The 17,938-nt window shown below is 69.7% G+C and carries 13 protein-coding genes and 2 pseudogenes; 6 read left to right on the forward strand and 9 right to left on the reverse strand.

From position 1 onward, the window contains the following. Nucleotides 1–15: 15 nt before the first annotated feature. Both AC0B9F_RS17805 and AC0B9F_RS17810 read right to left on the reverse strand, forming a co-directional pair. Nucleotides 16–1,413, reverse strand: a complete 1,398-nt coding sequence (locus tag AC0B9F_RS17805) for an amino acid permease (protein ID WP_472003583.1) — start codon at nucleotides 1,411–1,413, stop codon at nucleotides 16–18. 270 nt (nucleotides 1,414–1,683) lie between these two features. Beyond that, nucleotides 1,684–2,859, reverse strand: coding sequence for a hypothetical protein (locus tag AC0B9F_RS17810; protein ID WP_472003585.1), 1,176 nt, complete (start codon nucleotides 2,857–2,859; stop codon nucleotides 1,684–1,686). A gap of 203 nt (nucleotides 2,860–3,062) precedes the next feature. Here AC0B9F_RS17810 and AC0B9F_RS17815 point away from each other — a divergent pair. Next, nucleotides 3,063–3,724 (forward strand): annotated as a pseudogene (locus AC0B9F_RS17815) (DUF817 family protein). A 116-nt stretch (nucleotides 3,725–3,840) separates the two neighbouring features. Here the strand turns inward: AC0B9F_RS17815 and AC0B9F_RS17820 are convergent. Next, nucleotides 3,841–6,243, reverse strand: a complete 2,403-nt coding sequence (locus AC0B9F_RS17820; RefSeq protein ID WP_472003587.1) for a proprotein convertase P-domain-containing protein — start codon at nucleotides 6,241–6,243, stop codon at nucleotides 3,841–3,843. A gap of 112 nt (nucleotides 6,244–6,355) precedes the next feature. After that, nucleotides 6,356–7,948 carry a phospholipase A2 gene (locus tag AC0B9F_RS17825; protein ID WP_472003590.1) on the reverse strand — a complete coding sequence of 531 codons (1,593 nt, stop codon included), beginning with the start codon at nucleotides 7,946–7,948 and terminating at the stop codon, nucleotides 6,356–6,358. A 215-nt stretch (nucleotides 7,949–8,163) separates the two neighbouring features. On the opposite strand from AC0B9F_RS17825, the gene AC0B9F_RS17830 reads away from it, so the two are divergent. The 3 genes from AC0B9F_RS17830 to AC0B9F_RS17840 all read left to right on the forward strand — a co-directional run bounded on the left by AC0B9F_RS17830 (nucleotide 8,164) and on the right by AC0B9F_RS17840 (nucleotide 10,890). Further along, nucleotides 8,164–8,889 (forward strand): hypothetical protein, encoded by a 726-nt coding sequence (locus tag AC0B9F_RS17830; RefSeq protein ID WP_472003592.1) that lies wholly within the window; start codon nucleotides 8,164–8,166, stop codon nucleotides 8,887–8,889. A 717-nt stretch (nucleotides 8,890–9,606) separates the two neighbouring features. Next, complete coding sequence (locus AC0B9F_RS17835) at nucleotides 9,607–10,218, forward strand: lipase family protein (protein WP_472003594.1); 612 nt, start codon at nucleotides 9,607–9,609, stop codon at nucleotides 10,216–10,218. Nucleotides 10,219–10,275: 57 nt separating this feature from the next. Then, nucleotides 10,276–10,890, forward strand: coding sequence for a hypothetical protein (locus tag AC0B9F_RS17840; RefSeq protein WP_472003596.1), 615 nt, complete (start codon nucleotides 10,276–10,278; stop codon nucleotides 10,888–10,890). 140 nt (nucleotides 10,891–11,030) lie between these two features. On the opposite strand, the pseudogene AC0B9F_RS17845 reads toward AC0B9F_RS17840, so the two are convergent. From AC0B9F_RS17845 to AC0B9F_RS17860, 4 genes and pseudogenes are all read right to left on the reverse strand, one after another. Next, a pseudogene (locus AC0B9F_RS17845) lies at nucleotides 11,031–11,174 on the reverse strand (type 1 glutamine amidotransferase domain-containing protein); the annotation flags it as partial. A gap of 255 nt (nucleotides 11,175–11,429) precedes the next feature. After that, a complete protein-coding gene (locus tag AC0B9F_RS17850; RefSeq protein ID WP_472003598.1) occupies nucleotides 11,430–12,701 on the reverse strand; it encodes a hypothetical protein in 1,272 nt (423 codons plus the stop codon). 526 nt (nucleotides 12,702–13,227) lie between these two features. Next, nucleotides 13,228–14,241: a M56 family metallopeptidase gene (locus tag AC0B9F_RS17855; RefSeq protein ID WP_472003600.1), complete on the reverse strand. Its 1,014-nt coding sequence runs from the start codon at nucleotides 14,239–14,241 to the stop codon at nucleotides 13,228–13,230. A 4-nt stretch (nucleotides 14,242–14,245) separates the two neighbouring features. After that, the gene (locus AC0B9F_RS17860; RefSeq protein WP_472003603.1) at nucleotides 14,246–14,668 is read right to left on the reverse strand and encodes a BlaI/MecI/CopY family transcriptional regulator; all 423 of its coding nucleotides are present in this window, start codon (nucleotides 14,666–14,668) and stop codon (nucleotides 14,246–14,248) included. 170 nt (nucleotides 14,669–14,838) lie between these two features. On the opposite strand from AC0B9F_RS17860, the gene AC0B9F_RS17865 reads away from it, so the two are divergent. Continuing rightward, the gene (locus AC0B9F_RS17865; protein WP_472003604.1) at nucleotides 14,839–16,203 is read left to right on the forward strand and encodes an MGDG synthase family glycosyltransferase; all 1,365 of its coding nucleotides are present in this window, start codon (nucleotides 14,839–14,841) and stop codon (nucleotides 16,201–16,203) included. Beyond that, nucleotides 16,200–16,985, forward strand: a complete 786-nt coding sequence (locus tag AC0B9F_RS17870; protein WP_472003605.1) for a polysaccharide deacetylase family protein — start codon at nucleotides 16,200–16,202, stop codon at nucleotides 16,983–16,985. Before AC0B9F_RS17865 ends, AC0B9F_RS17870 begins: the two co-directional genes overlap by 4 nt. On the opposite strand, the gene AC0B9F_RS17875 is transcribed toward AC0B9F_RS17870, so the two are convergent. Further along, nucleotides 16,940–17,878, reverse strand: coding sequence for a helix-turn-helix domain-containing protein (locus tag AC0B9F_RS17875; RefSeq protein ID WP_472003607.1), 939 nt, complete (start codon nucleotides 17,876–17,878; stop codon nucleotides 16,940–16,942). The two genes, AC0B9F_RS17870 and AC0B9F_RS17875, sit on opposite strands and share 46 nt — an antisense overlap. Between the last annotated feature and the right edge of the window lie 60 nt (nucleotides 17,879–17,938).

Consider the following 17,938-nt stretch of genomic DNA (forward strand, 5'->3'; position numbering starts at 1 on the left):
GGCGCAGCGCTCGTCTCAGCCGGTCTCGGCGCCGGCCTCGACGTCCTCGATCCCGGTCGGGCGGCCGGCCCGGTTCCAGCGGAGGTACAGGCCGCCGGCGATCAGCAGCGTGGCCACCATGGACAGCACCGGCCAGCCGCGCAGCAGATTGATCAGAAGAGTGAAGGCGACGGCCGCGGCGGCGAGGCCGTTGACCCACGCCAGCGCCGCCTTGCGCTCGCGGCCGGCGAAGCGGGCCATGGCGACCAGGCCCACGAGGAAACTGACGAAGACGGCGACGGCGTAGAACAGGACGAGCTCCTGCTCCTGACCGGCCGCGGCCACGATGATCACTGCGGCGGCGGCCAGGTAGACGACCACGGACCAGTACGGGGTGTGGTGGCGGTTGGTGCGTCCCAGCACGAGAGGAAGCACGCCGGGACGCTCCGGGGAACCCGCCAGTGCCTTGAGCAGGCCGGGGCCCGCCTGGAAGGAGGAACTGGCCGCGGCGAGCAGCAGCAGGGAGCTGGTGAGCTGGAACGCGCCGTAGAGCCAGCCGGGCCCGGCCGCGGCGTGGGCGATGTCGGCGATCTGGGTGGAGTCGGCGTCCGGGATGCCGATGTCCAGACGCACGGCGAGTGCGGTCAGCGCCAGGGTGAGGCCGCCGACGATGATCACGAGCAGGGCCAGGGTCCCACGGCCGAAGCGGCGCCGGTGCGTGTCGTCGAGCTGGCCGAGCTGCGCGATCGCGGTCGACGGGGCTTCGACGCCGGTGGCCAGCGCCATGGCGACCGGGAAGGCCAGGACGACGGCGAGGACGGCCGAGTGGCCGGGGTCCGCATGCGCCGCCGCGTGCCCCATCGTGTGCGGGGCGGTGAAGCCGAGCACCACCACGGCCACGGCGATCACCACGAAGGCCACGGTCATGACGGCGAACAGCAGCCGGCCACCGTGCCCGAACCAGGTCAGAGCGGCTAGGACGAGCAGAAGCAGCAGCGCCAGCGGGATGCGGGCCGGCGCCAGGCCGGGGAACAGCGCGATCACGGCGCTGGCCGCGGCGGAGATGGAGATGCCGATGGTCAGGACGAAGTCGACCACCAGGGCGCCGATCGGCAGAAACGTCCAGCGAGAACCGAACGCCCGCGCCGCTGCGGCAGCCGCGCCTCCGCCCTTGGGGAAGCGGCGCACGAGCTGCCAGTAGTTGGCGGTCACCACGACGACGAGCCCGACGACCAGGCCCATGGTGGGCAGCAGCAGTGCCAGGTCCCCGTGCAGAGCGCGCAGCGCCGCCTCGATGGCGTACGCGACGGAGGACACCGGGTCGGCGATCACCGCGAAGGCGAACGCGAAGAACAGCACCGAGCGCCGCGGCGAACGGCTGCGCGCTATGAGGGACGCCGCCCTGGGGCCGGCAGTCTGGCGGGTGGAAGCCACGCGAGGACCTCTCGAAGAAACGGTTTTAAGGACCTTCGCCGACCAGGCTTCCCGGCACACCGCTGTCAAGACTACGCCAGGAGCGATCACCGGCCCGTCAAGGAAGTGTCAAAACCTGCAGGACCTTGCACGGGTGCCCCGCCCGCCCGCCCACCCGCCCGCCCGTCCGTCAGTCGGCGAGCGCGTCACCTTTTACGGTGACGACAGCGCCATCGTCTTCGGCTGGACCAACGCAGCACACCAGATCGGCGCAGCCTCGGCCGAGATCTCTCAGTGGCCGATGGTGAGGAACAGAGCTCCGACCAGAACCGACAGGAGAATCTCGTAACCGAGGACGATGCAGGCCAGGGCCAACACTCCCTTCTGCCACAGACGCGGTCCGCGGTAGGCGAGGAGCGGTGGCTGGTCCGAGGGTTGGAGCGCTGCTCCGGTCGGGGTCGTGCCAATCTCCGCGTGGGTGCCCCACCAGTGACGTAGCGTTTGGACCTTCGCTTCGAACTCCGAGTCCCAGAGCACGCGTCCGACACGAGGTACCGGCAATGGCGTTCGGCGACTGCTCGCTTCAAGGACGACCAGCCTGCGCCCGCCGCGGTGGCGCTCCACGGCGATCCCTTGAATCTCGCCCCAGGGGACGGTTCGGTGCCGCAGTCCTCGTATGACCAGGTGCTCGGCAGTGAGGACGACGCCTCTGCCGAAGCTCAGGAAGCCCGCGCCGACCAGCAGCGCGATCGCGACGAGTGCACCGAGCGTGCGGCCAAGGAGCGTCGGATGATCAGCGCCGGGGCCCTCGCCGAACCCCGCCATCACTGCATCAACCGCAAGCCAGCCGCACAGCAGGACCGTCGGCACCGACCGGCTCGGCGCAGGTCGCATGCCCAGTCGTTCGGGCAGCCGGCCGTTGGTATGCCCCCAGCCGCCGAGTTCACCAACTGTGTCCTCGACTTGGGCCGCGCCGCCGTTGGCAAGCCACCAGCTTCGGATGGTCGCGACCTTGTCGTCGAACCGGCGGTCGCGGAAGAGGAGACCGGAGCTGGGCATTCGTAGCGGGGTGCGGCGCCCGTCCATCTCGTAGAGGACCACCCGCTGTCCGCCGGTGAACGACTCGACCGCGACCTCGGCCACGTCGGTCCACGGGATGGTCCGGCGGCGCAGGTTGCGGACGACGACGGCCTCAGGGGTCAGGGTTACCCCGACGTAGCGGCTCAGCACCCACACTTCGAGCGTGAAAAAGAACGGCAGCACCATGGCCAGGACCCGCAACCCGAAGGGCATGCCGGGCAGTCCGGGCCGCTGGTGCGCCCACAGTGAGGGGTTCGACAACTGCATCAGCACGGCGGCACCGAGGATCAGACCCAGTGGCAAGGACTGCTGCCACGAAGCCCGATAGCGGACTCGGCCGACCATTCCCGACGATTCCGCTCGGCCATTGCGGGCTTCCTGGTTCACAGTTCTTCCACCCCTGCCGCACGAACAATGCGTGGCATCATCCCTGGCCAGGGACTGTTTACGCAATGGCTGCCGACGGCCCCCAGCCCTACAGGGCAACTGGCAGCCACGCGAGACCTGCAGGCCCCGCGCTCCACGGGTATTTGAACACGTTCAAATATGGCTCTATGATCACGGTCTCGCCGTCGCACGGAGGAGGGGCCATGTGCCGCGAGGAGAGGTCGGCCACGAGAAGGTTCCGGCACGGGATCAGGCAACTGTTGCGATTCGGCGTGGTCCAGGTCCGCGCCTGCGCGTTCGCCGTGGCTTTGCTGGCCGGGATAGGAGCCTCCCGGCTGCTGCCGCCGCTGCCCGTGGCCCGCTACGACCTGGTTCTGGTCTACGGCGTGCTGCTCACCCTCGTCGCCCGCTGGGTGGGCTGGGAGACACGAAGGGACACCGCCGTGATCGTCGTGTGCCACGGGGTGGGGCTGCTGTTCGAACTGGTGAAGGTGCGCCTGGGCTCGTGGACCTACCCGGAACATGCCTTCACCAAGATCGCCGGAGTCCCGCTGTACGGAGGCTTCATGTACGTGGCGGTGGCCAGTTACGTGTGCCGGGCCCGGCGCCTGATGCGGCTGCACTACACCCGCTACCGTGCCGCGGCCACGACCCTGGTGGCCGCGGCTGTCTACGTCAACTTCTTCACCCACCACTGGATGCCCGACCTGCGCTGGCCGCTCGCGGCGGCGATGACGGCTGGCAGCCGGTGCCCCTGGCCAAGTTCGGCGCCTGGTCCCTGCTGATCAGCGTCACGTTCGTCCTCGTCGAGCACCTCACGGCGGGCCGCCGGGAGCCGGTGTCCGATTCCCCCAAGAACGGCTGACAGACCGCCCCTTCATCGAGCTGGAGCCGTCCGACGACAGGCCTCTCGTTGGTAAGGGCGCGCGCCCCCGCCGCCCGTGCGGCGGGGGCGCGGGGGCGCCGTCAGGCGAGAGGGGGTCAGAACCTGACGAGGAAGTTGTTGACCGTGCCCGTGTTGCCGCTGGTGACGTCGTCCACGCGGAGCTTCCACCAGCCGTTCGCCGGCAGCCCGTCGACGTTCACCGTGTACACCTTCTTCAGGGTTCCGCCCCCGGTCGGGGCGCCAGAGGCCTTCAGCAGGTGAATGCTGCCGTCGGGGGCGACCAGGTCCAGCTTCAGATCGGCCAGGCGCTGATGTTCCACATGCACGTACACCTGCAACTTCGCGCCGGCCACACCGGACAGCCCGTCGACCTTGGTCCAGATCTCGTCGTAGTTGAGATCCGGGATCGGCTTCACCGTCTGGTTCTCATACGCGGGGAAGCCCAGGTTCCACCCGTTCAGATTGCCGGTCGACCCTCCGGTGGAGTCCGTCACCTTCAACGTCCAGGTGCCGTCCGCCGTGGCGTCGGTGGCGTCCACCCCGTAAGTGGTGGCCAGGGTGCCGCCGGGGGTGGCGTCGAAGTTCTTCAGCACGTAGCTCTTGCCGTCCGGGCTGGACAGCGTGAGCCGCAGGTGTCCCAGGTTGGTGTGGGTGATGTTCGCCCACACCTGCAACGGCCCGGCCGCTTTACCGCCCACACGGTCCACCGTGATGGTCGAGGCCAGAGTGCCGGCGTCGGGGATCGCCTGCGTGGCCGTCGACTCGAACGGCGTGGGGAAGATCAGTGACCAGGTGGTGATCTTCCCGATGTCCTTGTCGTCGACGTCGGTCACCCGCAGATTCCAGGTACCGTTCGCAGGCTGGTCCGAGGCGTCGAACGTGTAGGTGGCAAGTACGTCGTCCGCACTGTCCGACCCGGACGACGGCTTCAGCAGGTACGCCTTGCCGGTGGGGGAGACCGCCTCGATCTTCAGATCGCCCCGGTAGGTGTGCGTGATGCTCACGTAGGCGGCGGTCTTCTTCGACGCGTTGCCCGGGTAGTTCGCCACGGTGATCGGAGAGTTCACCGCCGGCCCGGGAGCGGGGGACCCGACTCCGTCGGGGATGTCGTAGTCCTTGTCGTTGTCGACGTGGAACGCGCGCGGCTTGGCCGTCTCTTCCGGCTTGGGCTCGACCGCCGTGGCGGCCTTGGCGACGTCGATACGCGGCGTCGGACCACCCGTGTAGGAGATCGGGGTACCGGTGGTGGCGAGCAGGGAGACAAGGCTGTCGATACCCTCGGTGGGGTACGCCTGCTTCAGCACGGCCAGCGCCCCGGCCACATGGGGCGCCGCCATGCTGGTGCCGTTCTTCGACCCGTAGCCGCCGCCCAGCACCGACGACACGATCGACGTGCCCGGCCCGAACAGGTCCAGCAGCGGGCCCCGGTTGGAGAACGTCGCCACCTGGTCGTCGTCGGTGGTCGCACCCACCGTCACGGCCGAGTCGACGCAGCCGGGAGCGGACACGGCGTCGGTGTATCCGTTGTTCCCGGCCGCCACCACGGTGGCCACGTTCGCCATCTTCAGCGAGTCGATGATCGGCTTACGCGGGTCCGCTCCGCAGGCGGTCGTCCATCTGCCGCCGCCCAGGCTCATGTTCGCCGCCACGATCGGCGCACCGGCCTGCTTCCAGGCCAGCACCTTCTCCAGGCCCTTCACCTGAGAGCTGGTGAACGACAGTACACACGGGCTGTTCCCGGCACCGCAGTAGGTGTCGTTGTCGAACTTCGAGAACACCTGCACCGCTGCCAGGTCCGCCCCGGGGGCCACGCCCTGCTTGGGAGCCCCGCTGATACCCGTGCCGTTACCGGCGACAATCCCGGCCACGTGGGTGCCGTGGTCGCAGGCGCTGCCCAGCGTGGCACACGGGCCGCTGCCGCTGTTGGCGGCTCCGGTGGCTTCCTGCGCCTGGGTGCCGTCGGCGCACAGTGAACTGGCCCCGTAGTCCTCGTCGTTGACGGAGTAGCAGGCTTCCTTCTTCACCCTGCCGCCGAGGAACGCATGGTTGGTCTGCACGCCGGTGTCCAGTACCGCGGCCATCACACCAGAGCCGGTCTTGCCGGCCGCGGTCGTCTTGTCCGCGCCGATCTTCACGGTCGACTCATTCAGTTCCGGCTTCACCGGCACGTCTTCGGTCACCGACAGCACACCGGGCTTGGTCTGCAAGTCGTTCAGCCCGGCGCTGTCCACGCGCAGGGTCACCATCGGCAGCGTGTCGTAGGAGACCAGCGTGGTGCCCTCGGACGCGGCACCGGTTATGTTGCTGCGCTGGTCGGTGATCACGTTCACGCGTACGGTGCCGCCATCGGCGATGGCGTCGAACAGCGGCGGGTCGACCGGCCCGGCATCGGCAGCATGCGCGGCAGCCGGGCCAAAGGGGTCCGTCCCGCTGGGTATCGCGGTCAGCACCAGGGCCGCCGCCGAGGCGCACGCCACGCGCCACAGGGTAGTTTTCATCCATCATCTCCAGGCATGCAGAAGGGGGGCTGTGCGGGGAAGAGGTTTCCGCCGCACAGCCCCCCTTCAGATCAGGCAGGTTGTGTCAGCTTGCGTTGGCTCAGCCGTCTGCTCAGGTGGCGTTGGCGCCGTTCTTCGGGTGCCCGAAGTAGAAGACCGCCGTGTAGTAGGTGTAGGCGGTGGTCCGGCACGACGCGCGGCGGCTGTACGCGGGGCAGGTGTAGTAGTACAGCTCGCTGTAGAACGTGGCATCCACGTTGAAGCCCTTGTTCCGGTCGAGGTAGTACTTGTAGCCCTTCCAGCTGTTGCCGATGGTGCCGTACCCGTAGTCGTGGCTTGCGCAGGCCGGCTTGAAGTTCCATCCGCCGGGCTGGTCCAGCGCGTTGGTGCAGTAGTCGTGGTAGATACCCACGACCCACGCACCCGTCGGCGTCTGGAACCAGTACGGGTTGTGCCAGCCGTAGTGCGCCACCTTCGTCGCGCACCCGCTGTAGAGGTAGTACATCCACGTCGGACCGGTGGAGCAGTACGACGGGTAGGCGCTGGCGGTTGCCGTGCCCGGGTCCTGGAAGTCCGACCGGGCCGGAGTCACCCCGTCCGGCTCAGAGATCGACGGCGCACCCGACATGGTCGAACCGGGGGCGGCCACAGTGCCGGTGGTCTCACTGGCGGCGGGCTGCGCCGCGTCACCGGAGAAGGCCAGGTCCCACTTGGCGCCCTCGTCCGTGGTCACCTGCGTGACGCGGTCGGCGCTGTCGTAGGCGTACGTGTTCAGGTCCTGCCCCGAGGCAGGGTTGTCGACCTTCTTCAGCAGGCCGGACGCGGCATAGGCGTAGTGGGCCTGGGTGGTCACGTCCGCGCCGGAGGTGACGGTGATGTTCTTCACCTGTCCGGCCACATCACCCAGCGCCGTACCGGTGGCGGTGGTGGTGGTCGCGTAGTTCACCTTCAGCGTCTGCGCCGGGGTGTCGGCCCGGACGGGGTCCTTCACCGTGGAGACGCGGCCCGTGCTGTCGTAGCTGATGGTGGTCGCCTTGAACGCCGTGTTGCCCACGGCCGTCACGCGCCAGGTGTCCCCTCCGCCGGATACCTGCTTCCACGTGTACGACGGCTTCAGGTCCTGCTTGCTGTACGCCGCCCCCGTGGCATCGGTGGGGGCGTCATCACCGGACGCGGCCTGAGCGCTCGTCAGGTCGATGTTCAGCGTCTCGGTGATGGTCGTCTTCAGGCTGCCGGACAGGTCATCGAAGACCGTGTTGTCGACCAGCGTCGACCCGTCGGCCGCCTTGTAGGTGGTGGTGTAGCCGCCGTTGGTACCGGAGATGGTGTCGCTCTGGCCGTAGACGGTGGCCTCGGCCGAGTCCAGGTCGGTGATCGTCACCTTGGCCGAGCCCTGCACCAGCTTGCGGTTGAGCTGCCCGCCGACGAACTCGGTCTGCCAACTGGGACCGAAGACGCCCAGGTCGGTGCGCGTGGACGGTGCGTCCTGCGCCTCGGCGGCGCCGGACGACTGGTGGGCGACGGTGTGCGAGCGGCCCATCAGGCCGGCCGGAACGTCGTTCTCGGAGATCTGGAAGCTGCCGGTGTTGGCGTCATACATGCCAGGTCCGACAGGGGTGATCGCCCCGGAGGCCAGGGTGGGCGTGGGCGGCTGTTCGGCGTGAGCCTGCTGCGGAAGCAACAGCGCCATCGACAGAGCAGCCATGACAGGGAGCGCGGTTCTGCGCACAAGGGTCCCTTCAGTGGATCCCGCCGGTCGAACTGACAGGCGGGCAAACGGACCCTAAGCATTTACCAACCTCTTACACAAGGTGTAGAAAATGGAGCCAACTCCTCCACATATAAAGGCGAGTTGCGCTACCGACGATCTAGGTACAGGTACTCATGTACGCTCCGACGGCATGCCGCACACTGCACCCCATGCGCACCTTCACCCTGCCCCGATCCGCAACCGCCCTGGCCCTGGCCTGCCTCACTCTCACCGCCTGCGGCGCCCCCAAACCCGCTGACAGCGCCCCCGCCGGAAGCGCCGTATCGGCCGGCCCCACCGACGATGGCGCCGAACTGAAGTTCATGGAGCTTGACACGCGTATCGCCCAGCAGTGCACCCCCGACGCGCCCAGCACCGCCTCGCCGGGCAGCAGCGACGTACCCCGTCCCGAAGACGTCCCAGGCGGCAGCACTCCCAGCCCCCGCTACCCGGCGGGCGCCACCCCGCCCGGCACACCCGACGCCCAAGGCAACATCCCCATCGACACAGGCGACCACGCCCAGCCCACCCCCGACTCCACTCAGGCCACCCAGATGGACGAGGTGCCCCTGAACGCCCTGGAGGTCTGCACCGGCCAGGCCCACACCAAGCGGATCACCGACGCGTTCAGAGACGCCGGCACGAACGACTACACCCAGCTCACCGGCAAGCTCACGACCCTGGGATACCCGGCCGCACGCATCCACCGCATGCCCGACCAGTCCGGCAGCCCCCGCGCCCGCCTCGACCTGCGCACGATGGGCAGTCATCTCGCCCTGGAGATCACCGCCACCCGGTCCACGGCCGTGGTCGAAGCCTTCGGCGCACCCGAGAACGAGGACGTCGACCTGACCCAGGTCAAGCGCAAGCCTGCCCTGGACGCCCCCGCCGGCTGACCACGCGTCTCGACCGACCAGCAGTCGACCGCCCGGCAGAACCTCGTCCTGGACGAGGCCGGGATCGAAGACCCGATCCCGTTCGAGGAGGAGGCCGGCACACCCAGCCGCCTCCACCCGCTCCAGCGCCCGACGTCCGGCGAACGGCCGGCGTACGCGCGGCCGGGCGACACCGTGCACGGACGGTTCCGCATCCCTCAGGCCGGCCCCTGAGCATGCTTCGAAGCCGAAGGAACCTTGCGCGTCTCAGTCCAGGTTCTTCTTCAGGACGTTGAGGTAGTTGTCCATGAAGTAGTCGCGGATGCCGTCGCCGGCGGGAGCGAAGACGTCTGCGGTCAGCCCTGCACACAGCCACGGGGACACCGCGCCGGTCGCCTTCGACGAGGCCGACCACGCCTCCGGCCCGGCCCTGCTCCCGATGCGGCACCGAACTCCTGCTGCGCTGCACAGCCCGCTGGTCACCGGCGTCCGGATGGAAGTCCGCCTGCCTGCGACGCCCGCCGCACAGCCGCCCGACCGTTCATCCAGTGGCACCGCGACCCGGACCGCGAGATCGCCTCAAAGGGGACACGCCCGGCCTCGGATGTTTAGGGTCCTCAAACGGGTGAGGGGCAAACGATTCTTCCTCGGCACGGCTCCCGGGGGCGACCACGCTGACGTCGTCCCACCCCTCCGGGCACCGCCCGGTCGGGCTCGCGTCGTGTCCCAGGAGTGCTCATGGCTGAGGAAGAAGTACGGTCCGAGGCGTCGTTCGGCAGACTGACGTTCGCTACCCCGCTCACCACCAAGGCCGGCAGGTCCGCCGTGCAGGTGCCGGAGCCATTGCACGAGTGGCCTCTGCCGGGTGGTACGGCGTGGGCCCATCCGGACAGCTCGGGCCGGTTCGGCAACCCGGTGCTCATCGCCGACGGGTTCGAACTGGGTGCCTCCGACCACACCACCCTCTACAACGGCCTCAACGACAACCTGCCCGACGAGCAGAACCCGGACCGGCCGCGCTACCACTTCCTCGACCGGCTGCGCGAGTGTGACAGGAGCGTGGTGCTGATCGGCTTCCAGGAGCGCAGCGCCTCCCTGACCGAGAACGAGAAAGCCGTGCGGGAAGCGGTCCGCCAGACCCTCACCCACCGCGACGGCGAGGCCCCGCTGGCAGTCGGCGGCTTCAGCATGGGCGGCCTCCTGGCCCGCTACGCGCTGGCCAAGATGGAGAGCGACGGCGAGAGCCACGACGCGTCCGTGTACTTCTCCTACGACACCCCGCACCGCGGCGCCGTGATCCCCGTCGCCCTGCAGGCGTTCGCCGCGTTCGTGCCCAACGCCCTCGGGTAGGCCCCCGACCCCAACAGCGACTTCTACCGCTACCTCAGCAGTCCCGCGGCCCGGCAGATGCTGGCGTACTACTACAACCACCAGGACGGCAGCGTCGGCACCGACCCCCTGCGTGAGCAATTCCTGGACGATCTCCACGCCGTCGGCACGTGGCCCCGGCAACCGTTCCGCCGGATCGCGGTGGCCAACGGCGCCGCCGACGGCCAGGCCACCCTCAAGTCCGGCCAGGTCGCCGTCCAGAGCACCGGGGACCGGCCCTTCCCCGGAACCACCTTCTACACCCAGGGCCAGGGCCAGGGCGCGCAGGTCGCCCGGCTGCGCCGCCACAAGTGGGGCGGCGGCTTCGTCGAGAAGGTCGTGACCACCAACGGGCTGCCGGAACTGGACGGTGCTCCGGGCGGCACCCTGGCCTCTTACGGCCTGGTGGCCAAGCAGATCCGCGAGGCCGGCGGCACGGCAGAGCTGACGCATGCGTCGGTGTGCTTCGTACCCGCCGTCAGCGCGGTCGACATCCGCGATGTCACCGAACAGGACAGCCTGTACGCCGAGATCAGCCAGCTCAATCCCGAGGAAAGCTCCTTCGACTCGTTCCTGTGCGGCAGTTCCAACACCGTGCACACCAGCATTGTCGAGGAACTGTGCGAGTTCCTCATCAGCCACCTGACCGACTGACAGCCTCCCCGGTGGGCGGACCCGGCCAACTCTGAAAAGGGGAGCAGCCCGGGCTCCCGGCGTCGATGAGGGCCGGCCCTTACTCTGACGGTCATCGGCGAAGGCGAGGCCGCCCGTCGTAGAGGCTGACCTCTCGCTCTTCAGGTGTCCAGGTCCTCCACGAGCCGCTTGGCGAGAAGTTCGGAGGAGGCGGGGTTCTGTCCGGTGTAGAGGTTGCGGTCGACCTCTATGAAGTGGCGCAGGGGCATGCGTCCCCTGCGGTAGTCGGCGCCGCTTTCGCGTAGTTCCAGGGGGAAGGGATCACCGGCGCCATCACAGGCCGTCTGGAACGCCCGCAGACGCTGCTGGGCCGCTACGACGACACCAGCACGCTGCGCTGCGTCGGCCGCAGTACACCGCTGCGCCAGGACGCGGCGCGCGAGCCGGCGAGAAGCACGGGTGCCGGCCGCGCCGGGGCACCCGTGGCAAGGCGTCCGCTTCGACGCGACCGGCCAGGAGTCCGCAGGGGACACCGTGGCCGGTCGTGTGCGCTCGGCCGGTTACAGCTGTGGCTGCGGCATCCGTTGCCAGCTGAAGGGTCCGTAGGTTGTGCCCGTGACGGCGTAGTTGGCGTTGGGGTCTGCGGTCAGTTTCAGCCATTCAAGGGGGGTGGTGCTGCCGTGCACGACGATCCGGTGGAAGTTCGAGACGTGGTAGTACGGGTGCTCGTTCCACGCGTTGTTACCCGGGTCGTGGGCGCACACGCCGGCGCCGGTGGCCGGGTCCGTCTCGCCGGTGCACGTCGCCGTCGGCGACAGCGGGTTGTCCGAGCGGTAGAGGTGCGAGTCACCGTTGAGCATCAGCACCGGACGGCCGAACGCGGTCGTCTTTGCCGCGACCTCGCTGATGATCGGCTCGTAGTTCGTCAGGTGGTCCTTCGTCTTGCCGTCGAGGTCCCACATGTCGGCCTGTGCCGTGATCACCACCGCCTTGGCGTGCTTGGCCTGCGCGGCGGCGAAGGCAGCATCGAGCCAGCGGACGTCGGCCGCGGTCCGGTTGGTCCGCTCGTCGGTCTGCGCCTGGGCCGCGATCGGCAACTTGTACCAGGGGTCGGCGTCGTTGTTCGAGCCGCCCGGCACGTTGATGGTCACGAAGACGATGTCGTTCTGCGCCCACATCACATTCTCGACGTACTGTGCGTCGCCCGGGTGGCTCGGGTCGTAGGCGGTGGCCTGGGACACCACGTTCAGTGTCCCACTGCCGAGGGTGCGGCCGGGCTGCGCGAAGAAGTCCTGCCGGACTTCGGCGAGGTTGTCGAGCGGGTTGCCGCAGTGGTAGCTGACGCAATCCTGCGTGTTGGTCGACAGGCCGCTCGTGCCGATGTAGTTGATGTCACCGGAGGCCGAGTCGTAGAAGCCGCCGCCCTGACCAGGGGAGGCGAGGCTCGATGCCTTGTGGCAGTCGGCCCACTCGTTGTCGCCCGGCGTGTAGACGAGCGGCTTGGTGAAGGTCTGCCACACGGACGCAATCGAGGCGTCGTAGTCCTCGGTGCAGAACTCCTTGCCCGAGTGGATGTCGCCCGCGTGGATGACATCGCTGATGGCCGGGTCACTGTTGATGGTGCCGATGAACGCCGGGGTCCTCTGGAACTGCGAGGTGTCGGCCGTCTGGCCCGCAGGCGCGTACGCCGACCTGCCGTACGGCGAGTCGCCGAAGACGGCGAGCGTCAGTGGACCGCCGGCCGCCGACGCCGTGGCCACCGACCCCACGGATGAGGCAAGACCGACGGCCACGAGCGTGACAAGCCCGCGCTTCAGCGTGCGTCTCAACATGCGTCCCTCTTTCAGATCCGGTGGAGGGCGCGCCCCAGTGAACTGGATCCTCAGGAAGCGTGACATGGCATCAATGGCAGCCGGGAGATGACGAGTAAGTGAAATTCCGGCCGCACCCGCAGGCCGGATCGCTCTCCGCGTGGCTCAGTCGTTGTGGCGTTTGGCGTCCGCCGCCTTGGAAATCTTGTCCTCGCGCAAGAAGTCAGAGAAGGTGCAGTTAACACATCACCGTCCGGCGGTGAGCGTGACCGCGTCTGTTCCGTCCGGGTGAGCGAGCGGCAGGACATGACCCCGGCTGGACCGGGGTCGGGCCTCGCGGGGGAGGTGGAGGCTGCCGGCGGGGGTAGTCGGCGGGTGGAGGGACACGCCCCGGCCGCTGCCGCGAGGGCTGCCCGGCAGCGGCCGGCGGGCACCGTCCGCTGCACGTCGCGGGGCGGTGGCGGAAGGCGCCTACTCCTTGTCCTGGATGGTGTCGTCGATCACGGCCGACGCGTCGGCCGGCGGGTAAGGCCGTACCGCGGGAGCTTCACGGGCGGTGTTCCCCCCGGTCACCGCGGTGGTGCGGTCCGCCGCAGAAGCCGGGGCCGCCGCGCCGGGGGCCATTCGGCGTTGCGCCCGCGGTCCCCATGAGCGCCGCACACTGCGCTCGCTTCGCACTGTCGACCATGCCGTCGCTGTCGGACGCGGCGTTGGCCAGGCTCGCGCAGCACACGGTCAGCAGGACGGCGCCGACCAGGAAGGGCAGACTTCGGCGGGCGGGAGGCGGCGCCAGCAGGGCCCGTACCCGCTGGGGAACCTCTCCGCCGGTTGCAGCAAGGGCGGGGCGGGGCGCGCCGGCGGAGGCGAGGGCGGCGAGGCCGACCGCGCGGGCGACGACTGCCCGGTCGGCGACCTGCGCGGCGGCCTCCTCGTCGGCCCAGCGCTCCAGGACGAAGGCGCCGGTGTCGGCCAGGGGACGCAGCAGCGGGTTCAGGGCCGCCGTGAGCCGCCACAGGCTCAGGAAGAGATGGTGCTTTCCGCGTAGATGGGCCCGCTCGTGCGCCAGCAGGGCCGCGCGCTCGGCGTCGCCGAGACAGCACAGCATGCCGCGGGAGACCACGATCCGTCCGGGCTTGCCGGGCAGGGCGAAGGCCAGCGGGGCGTCATCGTCGACGACGGCCAGCTCCGTGTCACCGCGCAGCCCGGCGCACTCCCGGCGGGCCCGCACGACTTGGCGGACCTGTCGGAGGGTTGCCACGCCCAGCGAGACGAGACTCGCGGCCAGAACAATCGCGCTGACGGCCGCGACGACGACGTACACCGGGTCCTCGGCGCGCAGCGCGGTCACCGACCAGTGGCCCTCGGCCGCGACCTGGGGGATCTGTGCGACGCCGGTGAAGGCCAGCAGGATGAGTGAACCGGTCCAGCCGATCGCCGTGACGAGCGCGGCGCAGGCCAGGGCCCAGGCGGCAGGGCGAGGAGTGAGCCGTCCTGCGAGACGGGGCGCGAGCAGCGTGAGGACAGCCGTGACGGCGAACGGTACGTAGACACTGATCAGCACTGGCTCACCGCTTCCCGTCGGAGCGCTCGTCCCGCGGCTCGTGGCCGGACAACAGCTGATGCAGCAACTGCTCGTCCTCAGCGGAGAGTTCGGACACGAAGCTGACCAGCACGGCCTCCCGGTCGGAGCCTTCCTCCAGCAGCGACCGCATGCGCCGGGCCGTGTGCGAGGCCTCATCCCGGACCGGCGTGTAGGCGTATCCGCGGCCTTCTTTGTGGCGGACGAGCATGCCCTTGTCGTGGAGGCGGGACAGGATCGTCAGGACGGTGGTGTACGCCAGGTCGCCCGGCAGCCGTTCCAGAACCTGGCGGGCGGTCAGCGGGGCGTCGGCGGCCCACAGCGCGGCCAGCACGTCGCTCTCGAGTTCGCCGCGCGCCCGCCTGCCGGATCCGCCCACAGTCTCCTCATCCTCGGGGTCGCTCACCATCCGCCCTTCCTCATCTTGGCCCCGCACAGGCTATCGCGTCACCTCCTACTAGTTGTAGGAGGTATGCTCCGGGCTTTGAAACGCGAACTACTACATCTTGTAGAGCTGCCCGCTCTCACCCGACGGCCGGAGGATCCAGCCCCATGCCCCACGCCGGACAGACTCTCCCCGTGCCCGCACGCGCGGGCGCCGTACCGCGCCCGCGGAGCGAGGCCACGCTGCCCTCCCGCCGGATCGCGATCTTCTCCGCGAGTGTCGGCGCGGGGCACGACGGCGCCGCCGCCGAACTCGCCCGCCGCGTCGCAGCGGACGGGTTCACCGTCGACCGGTACGACCTGCTGGACCTGCTGCCCGCGCAGCTCGGCCGGGCCGTCCAGGAGGGCTACCACCGGATGCTTGTCCGTGCGCCGTGGGCCTACCAGCGGATCTATGCCAGCACCGAGCGCGCCGGAGGCGGCGGCCCGGTGGCACGGGCGCTGCTGCGCTCCGCCGAGGACCGGGTGCTGCGCGCTCTGACCCCGGGGACCGGAGCGGTCGTGTCCACCTATCCCGGGGCCAGCCGGGTACTGGGCAGCCTGCGCCTGTCCGGGCGGCTCACCGTCCCGGTCCTCACCTATCTGACCGATTTCTCGGTGCATCCGCTGTGGGTGGCGGACGGCGTGGACGTTCACCTCGCGGCCCACGCCGTGCCCGCTGCCCAGGCACGGTCCGCCGGCGCGGTGGACGTACGGGTGTGCGGGCCGGTCACCGACCCCCGGTTCAGGCCCTGCGGCAGAGAAGAACGCGACCGGGCGAGGGCCCGGTTCGGGCTGCCTCCGCACAGCCCGCTCGCCCTGCTGGTCGCGGGATCCTGGGGCGTCGGGCCGGTGCGGCAGGTCGCGCTGGAGGTGCGCGACTGCGGCGCCGCCATACCGGTCGTCGTCTGCGGCCGAAACCAGGCCCTGGCCGCCCAACTGCGCGCGGACGGCATCGAGCACGTCTACGGCTGGGTGGACGACATGCCCGGCCTGATGCACGCCGCCGACGTCCTCGTCCAGAACGCCGGCGGGCTCACCTCCCTGGAGGCGTTCGCCGCGGGCCTGCCCGTCGCCGGCTACCGCTGCATACCCGGCCACGGCCTGACCAACGCCGCCGCCCTGGACGAGGCCGGCGTGGCGGTGTGGATCCGTGAACGGTCCGACCTCAAGGCCGTACTGCACGACCTGATCGACGGCCCGCGCGGAACACGCCAGCGCGAGACGGGCCTCGCCCTGTTCGCCGGGGCGCCGGACGACGGCCCGGCCGCCGAGATTGCACGCATGCACGGTGCCGAGGTCATACAGCCGAGCGCCCGCCCCGCCACCCGTCGGCGGCCCAGCACACGGCGGCTCGCCACCACAGTCGCAGCCGCGTGCGCCGTATGGGCGTGCGCCGTCGGAACGGGCGTCGCAACGTCATACGACGGCCACGGCCTGGCGAGCGCCATCGGTCACGGCCTCGACCCGGACGACCTCGGCCCGCATCACAGCGACCGGCCGGAAGGACACCACTCATGACCGCCGCACACACTCTCCGCACAGCCGCGCTGACGGTCCTGCCCGCGCTCGCCGCCGCCCACGCCGCACCCGTCGTCTCCACCTTCGGACCGCTGCGCAACCGCGCCATGCCGCGCCTTGCGGGCCGAGGCCGTCCGGACCACATCGCCCTGACCTTCGACGACGGCCCCGACCCCCACTCCACCCCCCACTTCCTGCGACTACTCGCCGAGCGCGGAGTCCACGCGACCTTCTTCCTGCTCGGCGAGCAGGCGCACCGTTCGCCCGGCCTGGTCCGCGAGATCGCCGCGGCCGGCCATGAGATCGGTGTTCACGGTTGGCTGCACCGCCCCCTGCTCCTGCGCGGCCCGCGCGCCACTTACGACGACTTCGCCCGCGCTCGCGACACCGTCGCCGCGATCACCGGCCGACCACCCGAACTGTTCCGGCCGCCGTACGGTGTCATGTCGACCGCCGCGCACCTGGCGGCCCGCCGCCTCGGCCTCACCCCGGTCCTGTGGACCTGCTGGGGGGAGGACTGGACGGCCCGGGCAACCCCGGAGTCCGTCCACCGCACCGTCGCCCGCGATCTGAACGGCGGCGGCACCATCCTGCTCCACGACTCCGATTGCACCTCCGCCCCGGGCGCCTGGCGCTCGGCCCTCGGCGCCCTGCCCCGCATCCTCGACACCTGCATGGAACGCGGCTTCGAGGTGGGCCGGCTGTGTGACCACGGACGGCTTTCGCGCGGTGCCCGTCATCCGGGAACGCTCCTCGGCCGACGTGCGTCTACAGCTCCGTAGGCAGTCGACACCTTTGTGGTCATTCGTTCCCGGTCGTTCACCCGCGCCCCACCTTCATCCGTAAGGAAAGGTAGCGAGTCGACACTGGTGAGAGTGCGTTTGTAACGCGCGGGTGTGGTGCCCACGTGGCGTGTGAAGTGTCGGTTCAGATGGGCCTGGTCGTGGAATCCCACGGTTGTGGCCACCTCGGCGGGCCGGCGGCCGTCGAGGAGAAGCCGGCGTGCTTGATCGATGCGCTTGCCGGTGAGGTAGGTGTGTGGCGGCAGGCCGTATGTCTGCTTGAAACAGCGGATCAGGTGGGTGGGGTGTGCATGCAGGATGCCGGCGGCCTCGCGCAGGGATATGCCGGCGTGTATCCGTGAGTCCAGTAGTTCCCGCAGCTCGGTGGCAAGCCGGTTTGCCTCACGCCCCGGTGCGCGGGGTTGGAGCGCATCGAGGTGGAAGTGGAGCCGTTCCCGAATGAACGAGAGGCGGGACTCGGCTTCGAAGCCGTCTCCGGCATGGGCGAGAGCGGCGTGCAGCTGGCCGATCCGATGGCGCAGCAGCCCGTCGCTGAAGACCGGAGCGTCCACCGCGCGGTCGGCCAAACGCTGCGGGAGTACGGTCTCGTCGAGATAGATGTTGCGCTTGCGGAAGCCTGACGCTGTGACGGTCCGACCGTCATGGGGGACGCCGGGAGGCAACAGGAGGACACTGGAGGTACCGGTCGCCCCGTGGCGGCGGCGGTCGAGTGCGAAGTCGACGGCGCCGTCGTCGAGGATCATCAGATCCCATGTGTCGTGGGTGTGAGCCGGGTACGCGTGGTCGGTGAAGTGCGCGTGGAAGACCTCGGTGATCCCAGGGACCGACGGCCTCCAGGCGCTGATGGACGTGCGGGGTCGGTCTTCGGTCATGTCAGGAACGTACAAGACCGGCGGAGTCCAGACGCGGCAGGCTCGTGACGCCGGCCGGAG

The organism is Streptomyces sp. NPDC097129, from assembly GCF_055668065.1.